11 protein-coding genes and 1 tRNA gene are annotated in these 12,269 nt (G+C 49.4%); 4 read left to right on the top strand and 8 right to left on the bottom strand.

The features are described 5' to 3' along the window. Nucleotides 1-80: 80 nt before the first annotated feature. The 5 genes from ACR64Q_RS06810 to ACR64Q_RS06790 form a co-directional block, all read right to left on the bottom strand. Nucleotides 81-584 (bottom strand): DUF4410 domain-containing protein, encoded by a 504-nt coding sequence (locus ACR64Q_RS06810; protein WP_081733876.1) that lies wholly within the window; start codon nucleotides 582-584, stop codon nucleotides 81-83. Between the two features lie 185 nt (nucleotides 585-769). Continuing rightward, complete coding sequence (locus tag ACR64Q_RS06805; protein WP_026604303.1) at nucleotides 770-1,513, bottom strand: hypothetical protein; 744 nt, start codon at nucleotides 1,511-1,513, stop codon at nucleotides 770-772. 185 nt (nucleotides 1,514-1,698) lie between these two features. Then, nucleotides 1,699-2,652, bottom strand: coding sequence for a 5'-nucleotidase (locus tag ACR64Q_RS06800; RefSeq protein WP_313734045.1), 954 nt, complete (start codon nucleotides 2,650-2,652; stop codon nucleotides 1,699-1,701). A 58-nt stretch (nucleotides 2,653-2,710) separates the two neighbouring features. Further along, nucleotides 2,711-3,400: a TSCPD domain-containing protein gene (locus tag ACR64Q_RS06795; protein ID WP_020481552.1), complete on the bottom strand. Its 690-nt coding sequence runs from the start codon at nucleotides 3,398-3,400 to the stop codon at nucleotides 2,711-2,713. 146 nt (nucleotides 3,401-3,546) lie between these two features. Next, complete coding sequence (locus ACR64Q_RS06790; RefSeq protein WP_026604301.1) at nucleotides 3,547-5,697, bottom strand: adenosylcobalamin-dependent ribonucleoside-diphosphate reductase; 2,151 nt, start codon at nucleotides 5,695-5,697, stop codon at nucleotides 3,547-3,549. Between the two features lie 948 nt (nucleotides 5,698-6,645). Here ACR64Q_RS06790 and ACR64Q_RS06785 point away from each other — a divergent pair. Both ACR64Q_RS06785 and ACR64Q_RS06780 read left to right on the top strand, forming a co-directional pair. Beyond that, entirely contained in the window at nucleotides 6,646-7,449 is an 804-nt protein-coding gene (locus ACR64Q_RS06785; RefSeq protein WP_026604300.1) for an arylamine N-acetyltransferase family protein, read from the top strand. 167 nt (nucleotides 7,450-7,616) lie between these two features. After that, nucleotides 7,617-8,207 carry a Uma2 family endonuclease gene (locus tag ACR64Q_RS06780; RefSeq protein WP_026604299.1) on the top strand — a complete coding sequence of 197 codons (591 nt, stop codon included), beginning with the start codon at nucleotides 7,617-7,619 and terminating at the stop codon, nucleotides 8,205-8,207. Between the two features lie 62 nt (nucleotides 8,208-8,269). Here ACR64Q_RS06780 and ACR64Q_RS06775 read toward each other — a convergent pair. Continuing rightward, nucleotides 8,270-8,345, bottom strand: a tRNA-Val gene (locus tag ACR64Q_RS06775). 469 nt (nucleotides 8,346-8,814) lie between these two features. Here ACR64Q_RS06775 and ACR64Q_RS06770 point away from each other — a divergent pair. Further along, nucleotides 8,815-9,852 carry a GGDEF domain-containing protein gene (locus ACR64Q_RS06770; RefSeq protein WP_020485739.1) on the top strand — a complete coding sequence of 346 codons (1,038 nt, stop codon included), beginning with the start codon at nucleotides 8,815-8,817 and terminating at the stop codon, nucleotides 9,850-9,852. Nucleotides 9,853-9,879: 27 nt separating this feature from the next. On the opposite strand, the gene ACR64Q_RS06765 is transcribed toward ACR64Q_RS06770, so the two are convergent. Further along, a complete protein-coding gene (locus ACR64Q_RS06765; protein WP_026604298.1) occupies nucleotides 9,880-11,109 on the bottom strand; it encodes a dicarboxylate/amino acid:cation symporter in 1,230 nt (409 codons plus the stop codon). Between the two features lie 168 nt (nucleotides 11,110-11,277). Here ACR64Q_RS06765 and ACR64Q_RS06760 point away from each other — a divergent pair, with 168 nt between their 5' ends. Beyond that, nucleotides 11,278-11,772 (top strand): YchJ family protein, encoded by a 495-nt coding sequence (locus ACR64Q_RS06760; RefSeq protein ID WP_483823294.1) that lies wholly within the window; start codon nucleotides 11,278-11,280, stop codon nucleotides 11,770-11,772. 27 nt (nucleotides 11,773-11,799) lie between these two features. Here the strand turns inward: ACR64Q_RS06760 and trmL are convergent, their stop codons facing one another. Beyond that, the gene (gene trmL / locus ACR64Q_RS06755; protein WP_483823293.1) at nucleotides 11,800-12,267 is read right to left on the bottom strand and encodes a tRNA (uridine(34)/cytosine(34)/5-carboxymethylaminomethyluridine(34)-2'-O)-methyltransferase TrmL; all 468 of its coding nucleotides are present in this window, start codon (nucleotides 12,265-12,267) and stop codon (nucleotides 11,800-11,802) included. Nucleotides 12,268-12,269 lie beyond the last annotated feature (2 nt).

The following is a 12,269-nucleotide window of genomic DNA, read 5'->3' as shown; positions in this document are numbered from 1 at the left end:
CACCCCACACTGATTATAAATACACAGTTATCAACGCTTTCCCATTAAGAACACTCAAATATTTTTTAAGTCCATGATGTTTATTTCTGGTTTATTGCCTGTTCAACAATATGCTTTGAAGCTTCTTCCAATAAAATCTGGGTTGACGTTTCTTCGCCGCCAAAATTGCGGAAAGTTTCGTACTTTGTTCCGGGCGCGATTTCCAATCCGGTAAAACGTTCGGCGCCATCGTAATCAACCAACACTTTACCGCTTTTTGTATATTTAGCGTTGTAAACCAACGAGCCTCGGCCGGCGCCAAAGCCCACCGTCAAACGTAATGCCGCATTACCCGGATCAAAGTCTGAAATTGCCACCTCCAAGTGCGTTGCATTGTCTTCGGTGACTAGATTAAACCCTTCGGTTAAAAGGGCGGCCTGAATATACCGGGTAAGTTTATCGACAATATCCGCATTTGCGCCCGTGACTTTTACCGTAATATCTTTCCCATAACTGGACACATTTTCAGAAGAACCCGTATTGAGATGATGCGTTGAACACCCGGTTAAAAGCCATGCCGATAGAATCAAAGAAAATATTTTCACCGTTACCTCTTTTTCTGGTTACCCTGCAAGGCGTGGTAACTCTGCTTTAGCCGCACTGCGGCGATTAGGCCCGCGGCGCGGGCAGTAAAGGCAGTAAATCCAACCTTAAAACAAGCCTCGCATTAGTGAATCACCGTTTGTACAAACAGGCAATTCTGCGGGCACAAAAACCCTGCCCGCCTGATTTATATAGTCTGCCAATAAAGCCCGACGATACCGATTATCTGATCACCGCTATTGAGGTTGGGAAATTGCGCACCGAGTACTAAACGCCAGTTACCGACCAACGGGTAAATCAGCTTGACGGTTTTACTACCGACGGCGTTGTTTCCAGACCAATAATCGCCGTTCAGCCTTAGCCCATCCCACAACGGAATTTCAGCGCTGAGGTGCATACCAACACTGTCGTGGTTGGCTATACCGGCGTTGGCATAGTAAACGCCGGTATCGATATCCACATCCCAATCCGGCAGATGGCGTTGATATTCCAGATAAGACAGGCTCATAAAAACGTTATTGGGTTGGACGATGCCAATACCGCTTTGCGTGCCGACAATGATTTGCAGGTTTTCCGTGGTCCAGTGTTTTTCCACGTTAAACAAAATATCCGGCTGGAACGGCGCCGCCGGCGATGTAGTCGACGCAAACTGCGCGTTCAGAACACTCAAACCCACGTCCCAACCGGCCGCCAAACCAAAGTTCGCCGATAAATTAGCCACCGCCGCGTTGAAAAATATATTAGTCTCTTGTTCCACATCAATGGCTGCCGGCTCGGTGGTATCGATGTCGGGTAAATTACGCGTGGCCCTTTTTCCCGACGCGGCAGACTTTTCCTTCGCTGCCACATCGACAACACCCAACACCGCCCACGCCAGCCACACCAATGCCAAGGCCGTTGATATATTGAAATATCTTGTCGTCTGATTCATTGATTGATTGTAAGCGCTCAGCTGAAATGTGCTGAATGCCAATGTTTTCTTTTGACGACGCGAAAGGCTGCTGGCTCGCGAACCGGCATTAAATCAGGATTCGCAACAGAAAATCATTGTTGATGCAAACCGGCGGTCCCGGGCGGGCACAAGAACCGTGCCCACCCTAACCGGCTACCTCCATGCTATTGGTTAAGTGGAGAATCACTGCTATAAGGAACCTTACCGGCTGGAATATAGTTTGATGCAGGCTCCAAATGAAGGTCCTGATCATCAAAGAAAATGTGCGGTTTAAATGCTCGCAATACTTTGGCTTTCTCAAGACCACCAAGAAAAAATACCTCATCTACATATACCCCCCAATGCCTTAATGTTTTAATTACTCGCATTTCAGCTGGTGCATTTCGAGCTGTAACTATTGCAATCCTAACTGGCGAGTATTCGACGCTAAAAGGAAGTCGCTCTTGCAGTCGAGATAACTTCTTCAATAACGATGTATAGGGGCCTTCTTGCATTGGAATATCTTTTTTTGAGTCTTCATTCTTATGAAATCCTCCAAGACCATCGGCTTTATAAACAATTTCACTACTATCGTCAAAAAGAACGGCATCTCCATCAAATGCAATTCGTACTTGGCCTTCAGGTATTTTTTCAATATCTTTAGGAGGTTCTTTCAAAATAGCCGCTGCACAACTTCTTGCATCAATTACTCTCTGAGCATCTTTCGCATGAGTAGTAAGAAACAAATCAACATCGTATGCGTCAAGATAATCAACGACTGATTCCCCTCCTGTAAATGCATGACGCGAAATTGGCAACTGAAGTCTTCGAATATTGTTAAATACTCTTACCCCTGTTTCTGGGCTATTGCGTGACATAACAACAACTTCAACAAGAGGACTTGTATCACCTTCATTTTTGAATTTGTTTAACTCCAGTAGTGCTTTAACCAATGGCATTGCTGTTCCATCTTCAAGAGGGTCATTCTCTTTCTGAAGCATGTAGTTACGATACTCGGAGATTGCTGTATCTTTATCCTCATCAAACTTTGCTCTAAATACTTTATCAGCGTCACTTAAGTCAAACAACGCTGTTGCAGTTATTCCAACGACCAGAGTATCCGATAAATCCAATGCCATATTCAATAATTCCAAGTTTTACAAAGTAAAATAAATTCTTACGCATAAGAATTAAATATCACCCACACTTACTCTCCCCACAATTCAAACAAGTCATACACCCATCCATCAACACCATCGCCTTGGTGCTGCACTTATTGCACAACACAGCTTTCTCCGGAAACGCCTGCCCCTCCGACGCCCCATGCTGAGCTTCAAACTCCCGGCGCTTTTCATCCAGTAATTGCTGGTGATGATCGCTGAGTTTGTCCGGCTTGATCATGCCGATGTGTTTCATGTGCGATTCGATGGCGTGGCCGATCTCGGCGACCAGAGACGGCATAAAGACACCGCCTTTTTTGAAATAGCCGCCCTGTGGGTCAAATACCGCCTTCATTTCTTCCACCAAAAAGGTGGCGTCGCCGCCTTTACGAAACACTGCCGAAATCAAGCGGGTCAGCGCCAGTACCCATTGAAAATGCTCCATGTTTTTGGAGTTGATGAAGATTTCGTAAGGCCGGCGCTCCTGATGAACCGTGCCCTCATTCAGGATGATGTCGTTGATGGTGATGTACAGGGCGTGCTCAGACTGCGGGGTTTTGATCTTATAGGTGGAACCCAGCAGCATCTCCGGGCGCGCCAGATTTTCGTGCATTTCTTCCAGCGAAGGTTTTGCCACTTCGGCTTCCGCCTGCGCAGCTGCTTCCAGATTTTCTTTGGTCAGCACTTTGTAGCCGACGATTTTTTTGTTGATTTTGTGTAGGGTCATGGGGGTATCTCATATTCTGTGTAGGTTGGGTTCACCCAAAGGGTGTAAAAGGCGCCAGCCGTAACCCAACACTCATCAAGGCCAAATGTTGGGTTACGCTAGGCTTTTATGCCCTGCGGGTAAACCCAACCTACGTATTTTGATTATCAAAACTTGCCGTAATAGCCTTCTTTCAAGGCATCGAACAAGTTGGCGGCGGTATGGATTTCACCGTCGTATTCCACGTCTTCGTTGCCTTTAAATTCCACCACATGGCCGTCTTCCAACGTGAACTGGTAGGTGGTGTTTTCCAAATCGGATTCTTTCACCAACACGCCCTGGAACACTTCCGGGTTGAAGCGGAAGGTGGTACAGCCTTTCAGGCCCTGGTCGTAGGCATATTCGTAGATGGACTTAAAGTCTTCGTACGGATAATCGGTCGGCACGTTGGCGGTTTTGGAAATGGACGAATCAATCCAGCGTTGCGCGGCAGCCTGGATATCCACATGCTGTTTCGGCGTCACATCGTCGGCGGCAATAAAATAAGCCGGTAATTGTTGGTTTGGGTCTTCGCTATACGGCATCGCATCCGGGTTGACCAGATGGCGGTAAGCCAGTAATTCAAAGGAAAATACGTCGATTTTTTCTTTGGATTTTTTGCCTTCGCGGATCACGTTACGTGAATAATGATGCGCAAAGCTGGGCTCGATGCCATTGCTGGCGTTATTCGCCAAAGACAGTGAGATGGTGCCGGTCGGCGCAATCGAGCTGTGATGGGTAAAGCGGCATCCCACTTCCGCCAGTTCCGCGACCAATTCCGGCAGTTCCTGCGCGACTTTTTGCATGTAGCGGCTGTATTTGGCGTGCAATACACGACCTGGGACTTGGTCACCCAGTTTGTAGCCGTCGGCTTGCATTTCCGGGCGTTTGTGCAGCATTTCGCCGGTGACGGTGAATAGCTGGTCCATGATAGGTGCCGGGCCTTTTTCTTTCGCCAGTTCCAGGCCGGCTTTCCAGCCTTCCAAAGCCAACTCTTTGGTGACTTGTTCGGTAAATTCCAGCGATTCTTCATCGCCGTATTTCATACCCAGGATGGTAATAGTAGAACCCAAGCCCAAATAGCCCATGCCGTGGCGGCGTTTGCCGACGATTTCTTCACGTTGTTTTTCCAGCGGCAAGCCGTTGATCTCGACCACGTTATCCAGCATGCGGGTAAAGATGCGGATGGTTTTGCGGTAGCCTTCCCAATCGAAACGGGCCTCTTTGGTGAAGGGTTTGTCGATGAAACGGGTCAGGTTGATCGAGCCCAACAGGCAACTGCCGTAAGGCGGCAGCGGTTGTTCGCCGCAGGGGTTGGTAGCGCGGATGTGCTCGCAAAACCAGTTATTGTTCATTTCGTTGACCTTGTCGATCAAGATAAATCCTGGTTCGGCATAGTCGTAAGTGGAGGACATAATGATGTCCCACAAACGGCGGGCCGGCATGACTTTGGTAATGCGGCACGCCACCAGACCGGCCTCGTTGACCACATAACCTTTTTTATTGGGCAGATCACGCCAGACGATTTTGTCGGTATCGGTCAGATCCAGTTTGTCGACATTGGCTTCGCGCTCGGTAACCGGAAAGGACAGCGGCCATTGACCGTTGTTTTTAACGGCTTCGACGAATTCGCTGGTAATCAGCAGCGACAAGTTGAACTGGCGCAAGCGGCCGTCTTCGCGTTTGGCGCGAATAAAGTCCACCACGTCAGGATGTGCTACGTCGAAGGTGGCCATTTGCGCACCACGACGGCCACCGGCGGACGATACGGTAAAACACATCTTGTCGTAAATATCCATAAACGACAGCGGACCGGAGGTGTACGCACCGGCACCGGACACATATGCATCGCGGGGTCTTAACGTAGAAAATTCATAGCCTATACCGCAGCCGGCTTTCAGGGTCAGACCGGCTTCGTGGACCTTGTGCAGAATGTCGTCCATCGAATCTTCGATGATGCCAGACACGGTGCAATTGATGGTGGAGGTAGCCGGTTTGTGTTCCAGCGCGCCGGCGTTGGAGACGATGCGGCCTGCCGGAATAACGCCTTTACGCAAGGCCCACAGAAATTCTTTATAGTGTTTTTCTTGCAGCGCCTTGGTTTTCTCCACGCTAGACAGGGCTTTGGCGACGCGCTTGTAGGTTTCGTCTATGGTTTCGTCAATCGCTTTGCCGTCCTTGGTTTTTAAGCGATATTTACTGTCCCAAATATCCAGGGAAGCACTTTGTAGCGGGATTTCGGTGGTGTCTTGCGTCACAACATGAAGTTTTGCGGTCATTCGTGGATTCCCTTTTCTAGTTGAATGGTTATTGGCCTATCTCAGCACTCCGGCACGGCTAAGATATTGATGTTTATTGGGTTAAAACCGAAAAACACTACAGCCTGGCGACATACTGCATATAGTGTCTATGTGAAAATTCTAGCACAACATATTGTGTTGTCAGCGGGAAATTTTTACTAAATAACCCCGTTTGCGGCTTTGTTTTTTTAACTCAAGGAGTTAGCGGCGGCATTTAATTTTAATTTCGCTTTAGATAGCCCGGCCATAAGATCACTGTTGTGAAAACAGCAAATCGATTTTTTACGATAGCCAGCTATTGCATAGTATTTTTGGCATGCTGGCACATGCCCGAGATGAGCCAGCATGAATGCGTGAGCCTTGACTCAGCCGGTAATTTTTTAGGGTTCTAGGCAATTTCGCCTAAATATCCAGAAGCGCCCGTTACCCAGGCAAACATCTGGGGCGAACCCATTTTTAAGGGTTTCGACATTGTGAGCGGGCTTGTGATGACCACAGAAGTCCATAGACAACTATGCGCCGGGAAAATAGCTTACTACCCGATCATACAAGCCGGTGGCATCGTCAAATTGGAGGTTTTGGCTTGGGGAATGGCGGACCAGCAACACCGTCGGACAAGTTTCAATCTACCCGCCCCACGATTTGACAGAGCTACCCATTGATCCATTCACAACCAGGATTCACGACATCAATTCCGGTGACTCGCATAAACCATCGATTCAAGAGGGCGGAAACGGGCTATATCTCAACCTCGGCAGTGCCGGTCTAAATTACCGATAGCCGTTGCCAAGCTTGGCATCAAGGATACGGCAGTCGAGCTGGGGGTTTGAAACCGTTTACCAGAATCTGCTATCTTTCTCGCCCCGATATCCTATCGCCGCAAAACTGGCGCTCTTTACCGATAGTTTTAACATCCAAAATTGATCCATGAGTTTTGACTTTAACGCTTACCTAAGCCGCATCGGCATAGCCAAACCGGAGGCCACCCTCGCCGGCCTAAGCCAATTACAGCAAGCGCAACTGAGCGCTATTCCGTTTGAAAACATCAATCCGCTGCTGGGCTTGATACCTGATTTGGAAACAGCGGCGTTGATGAAAAAGATCGTCGCCAATCGACGCGGCGGTTACTGTTTCGAATTGAACGGATTATTTGGACAGGCGCTGTCTGAGTTGGGATTCAGTTATCAGCCGATTATGGCCAGAGTGCGGATGGGGCGTAATGAAGGTGGACCGCGCCTGCATTTAGCGTTTATCGTGGAAGCTGAAGGCGACTCTTGGCTGGTCGATGCCGGCTTCGGCGGGCCTAGCCATTATCGGCCGCTACGCCTGAGTACCGAGCAGGCGCAAAGCCAGGACGGCAATCAGTTTCGGTTGCGCCAGGAAACGGCATCGGGAGAAACCGTGCTAGAGCGACTGCAAAACGGCGATTGGTTCGCGTTATATAGTTTCGACCGCGCTAAGGTACAACGCTGCGACCTGGACGCGGCTAACTTGGTGTGCACAACCTGGGATCAATCACTACTGGCACAAAATCTGTTGATCTGCCGCAATACCGCCGAGGGCTGGGTGCAATTATTTAATACCAATTTTTCGCGATACCAAGCGGGTGAGCAAATCAGTCATACAATCAAAAGCCGGGCGCATCTAAGCGATTTGCTGAGCGAACAGTTTGGTATCGAACTTGATTATCAGCAGTTGCACCCACTCGCTGAACGGCTAGCTTTAAAGTAGCTACGAATAGATTGTGCGGTGCGCTTTGGTTGCATTGGAGTTGGCCTTCAAGCCAGTGCCATCTTTTTGGCTCAAACGTTTTTTATCTGAAATGTCTCGCATCGCTGCCGCATCTGGATAAAATATCGAATGCGTTCTAGCAGCAAGGCAAACCGGGAGTTAAGACAATGGCTTTGGCATTGAAAGATCGGGAATCCCACACTTACGGCGACTATCTAAACTGGCCGGACGATGTGCGTTACGAATTAATAGACGGCGATGCTTATTTGATGTCACCCGCGCCGGATTTACCGCATCAGGACGTGGCGGGGGAGATTTATTTCCAAACTCGGCAAGCGCTGCAGGGCAAATCTTGCCGTGCGTTTATCGCACCGGTCGATGTACGTTTACCCAAAGATCAGGAAGCCGACGAATCTATCGATACGGTCGTACAACCCGATGTGTTGGTGGTATGCGATGGCAATAAACTCGATAAACGCGGCGTGCGCGGTGCGCCGGACTGGGTCGTGGAAGTATTGTCGCCCTCTACCGCCGGTCATGACCAAATCAAAAAACGCCAGCTCTACGAACGCCACGGTGTGCGTGAGTACTGGCTGGTTCATCCCGTTGATCGGGTATTAACGATATACAGCTTGGCAGATGGGGAATTTGGCAAGCCGCAAATGTATCAATTGGAAGGCGAAAACCAGGTTGGCATCTTGCCGGACATTGTCATCCGTTGGGACGAACTGGCGTCGCGCTTGCCTACGGATTATTGAATAGCAAGCTTGGGATTACCGAATAGAATCGTGGGAGATTTTACTTTTTACCTCGGATAGCCTGGTGGGTGCTGAGGGGTTCGAACCCCCGACCCTCGCCTTGTAAGGGCGATGCTCTCCCAGCTGAGCTAAGCACCCGACTAAAGGCCGCGCATTTTATCCAAAACTCGAGCTGCTGCAAAATGTTTTGTTAACTTTGCGATGCAAATACTCTTGCCACGCGTGCAGTTGCCAACAGTTTGCATTCTCCGGACAGCAAGCCAGTACGAGCAAACTATTTCTATACAAAGTTATGCTCACCACCCAAAAAACCATCCCCTGTACGCAAACCGCAAACGCTGTCCGTGTAAGCTTATTTTCCGGATGTATTGAAAAATCCCGGTTTTAAGTTACTTTTATGTAGGCTTATGACTACGAAAGATGAAAGCCTGGATGGTCAATTATGTTTCAAGCCAAATTTGGCGAGGCACATCCAAGTCACCGGAGACACGTTCTACTAAGCGCTAAACCAAGCGCAACGAAACGGAACAATCGAAAGCAGTGACAGGGTTAATAATCCCGGCGCGAGCAATACTTAAACCCTTATACGTTTATCGACAAAAATCTGATGAGTAAAGGCACCACTTACATACCGATTTACGATTTCTCACCGAGCATTAACGCCGGTTATCTAAAACAAATCCTGCCGCTGCTGGTGCGGCATAATGTGGCGGCCAATCCCATCAATTACGCCATTTGGTACGACTATGTAGCCGGTGATAACCCGACCTTAAACAAAGCCGTTGACTTGTTGCTCGCAGAAAACCAAGCCTTCGATTATGACAACAGCGTGGAGCTTTACAAATCACACATTTGTAATGCATCTTTGGAATCTTTTGAGCAAATCAACCGACAACTGCACAAAGTTATCGAACAAGCCACTAGCGCGATCAACGAAACTTATAACAAGGCCGAACAAACCAACGATAGCTTCCAGAAAAAATCTGTCATCTTGGAGAATTTCTCCGCGTCCGACGGATTGAAAATCGTCTTGCAGGAAATCATTCAGGAAACAAAAGCCCTGGCAATCACCAGTCAGGCCATGCAGGCCAAGCTGACCGATGCTAACCGTGAAATGGAACAACTACGTGCAGAGCTTACACAAGCAAGGCAAATCGCCACTACCGACGGCTTAACTGGCCTATTGAATCGGCGCGCGTTCGACATGACCTTGGCGGAAATTATCGAACAATCCGCACCCAATACCGCTTGCCTGTCGATGCTGGATATAGACCATTTCAAACGCATTAACGACACATACGGCCACACCATCGGCGACAATGTCATTAAATATGTGGCCTCTTTAATGAAGAAACACGCTGAAGATCATCATCATGTGGCGCGTTACGGAGGCGAGGAACTGGCGATTATCATGCCCAATACCAGCCACGAAAAGGCGGTAGAAATATCCGAAAATATTCGCAACGCGATGGAGACCAGCCGCTTGCAGCGCAAAAACGATAACCAGTCACTGGGTAAAATCACCTTGTCGATCGGCGTTGCCAGATTGCAACCGGGCGACAATCCGGAAAGCTTTATCGTCCGCGCCGATAACGCCCTGTATAAAGCCAAGCAAAGCGGCCGCAATCAAGTAATACATTCATGAACATTTCAGAATATCCGCCGCAGCCGATTAGCGTTCGCTGAGGCGTTGTACCACCAAACTGCCCACCATATCGCCCTCGACATTTACCATGGTCCGCACGGTATCGAGTAAGCGGTCTATGGGTAACAATATGGCAATGGCTTCGGCCGGCAAACCTACCGACTGCAACACCATTATCATGGTCACCATGCCGGCGCTGGGAATACCCGGCGCGCCGATGGCGGCGATCATCGTGGTAAAAAACACGATCAATTGCTGAGCCAAATCCAACTCAATACCCGCCAAATTAGCCACAAATAGCGCGGCAGCCGCTTCGTAAAGCGCGGTGCCATCCATGTTGACGGTTGCACCCAACGGCACCACAAACCCGGCAATACTGGGTTTGACATGCAGATGCTGTTCAACACAGCGCAAGGTGACCGGCAAGGTCGCCGAGCTGGAACTGGTGGCAAACGCGGTCATCAATGCTTCCCGAGAACCGCGAAAAAACTTTAACGGCGTGATTTTGGTAACTAGAAATAACAATAGCGGCAACACGACGAAGCCATGCAGCAATGTCGAGCCCACCACAACCGCTACAAACTCGGCTAGGCTGCTTAACAAAGCCATGTTCTGCGTCGCTAGCAACTGTGCCAGTAGTGCCATGATGCCGAACGGCGCCAGCCGCATGATCCAGCCGACCAAGCGCAACATCAATTCCAAGCATTCCTGCATTAACAGCAATATGTTTCGATAACGGTCCCCGCCAACTACCAAAGCTATGCCCAGCAACAACGCAAACATCACGATCGCCAGCACGTTGGCTTGCGCCAGCGCCGCGAACGGATTGACAAACAAGCCGTGTAAAAAACTGGCGATGAATTCGGCAAACGTCATCTGCTTGGCGGCAAAACCCTGGCCGGCATTCTGAAACAGGTCCAGATTCAGGCCCTTACCCGGCTCGAACCAATTGGCCGCGCCCAAGCCCAACAAAATGGCCAAGACCATGGACACTGCGAAAAATCCCAGCGTAGACATCCAAACCCGGTGCAGTTGGCTGTGCATGCGCAAATTGGCGACACCGACCGCTATAGAGGTAAATACCAAAGGCACCAATACCATTTTCAGCAAGTCCATGAATAAGTTACTGAAGAGACCGCAAACGTAGATACCCTGTTTTGTAAGGGCTGCTTCCGGTCCAAGCTTGGCGAACCCTAATCCCAGCAGGACGCCAAACACGGCACCGAGAAAAATCTGTGTATTTAATGCGACTTTCAATGCAGCCTCCTGAAAATGCGCTCATCGTAAAGCGTCAAAGTATTGAGATTTATCATAGCAAGCCCGGCAACCTATGATGTATTGGCCCGGTCACTCAGCAGACGTGATCCGTCATGATAGCGGCGAAGATTGGCTTTTGGCTTATCTACTTCGGTAAAATCAGCTGCTATGACGACAATCACCGACAACACCGAAACTTGTTTATGCGGCTCCGGCCTGCATTATCTGGAGTGCTGCGGCCGCTATCACAGCGGCGAACACTTCCCGCCAACGGCAGAAGCCTTGATGCGCTCGCGTTTCAGCGCTTATGCCCAACGCAACGTGGACTATTTATTAAATACTTGGGAAACAAGCAAACGCCCCGCAGCAATCGATTTTTCCAAGGAAACCGCGCAGTGGCAAAAACTCGTTATAGTCGACACTAAGAAAGGCGGTACGCACGACAGCAAAGGCATGGTCGAGTTTAAGGCTTTTTACCGACAGGACGGCGAAGACTATTTCATGCACGAAATCAGTCGTTTCGTGAAGACGGATTCGCGCTGGCTCTATCTGGACGGTGTCATCAAAGCCGCGGGCAAAGTCACGATAAGCACGGAAACCGGCCGGAATGCGCCTTGTGCGTGCGGCAGCGGCAAGAAATTTAAACGTTGCTGCGGGCGCTGAAAACCGACCCGCTGAACCGTCACTAAGTCAACGAGCCGCATCCACAAAATTCAATTGCTTCCAGGCTTCGTAAAGCACTATGGCAACGGTATTGGATAGATTAAGACTGCGACTTTCCTTACGCATCGGCAAATACAGTTGCAGCGCTGCCGGATGTTGATTCAGAAATGCGGCCGGTAAACCGCGGGTTTCCGGACCGAATAACAAGGCATCTCCAGCTTTATATCGTACCTCACTGTAACCGGCTTGGCCTTTGGTGGTTAACGCAAATAAACGCTGGGGCTTGGCTTTTTCGACGTAATCGTGCAAGGAACCGTACTGGCGGATGTTCACCCATTCATGATAATCCAGCCCGGCGCGACGCAAACGTTTGTCGTCCAAATCAAACCCCAAGGGCTGAATTAAATGCAAATGCGCACCGGTGTTAGCGCATAAACGGATTATATTGCCGGTATTGGCCGGTATTTCCGGCTCGAACAAGACAATATCCAGCATTG

The sequence above is a fragment of the Methylomonas sp. 2F7 genome (assembly GCF_057126975.1).
The sequence above is the reverse complement of the archived record's forward strand: the minus strand, read 5'-3'. Positions and strand labels throughout refer to the sequence as shown.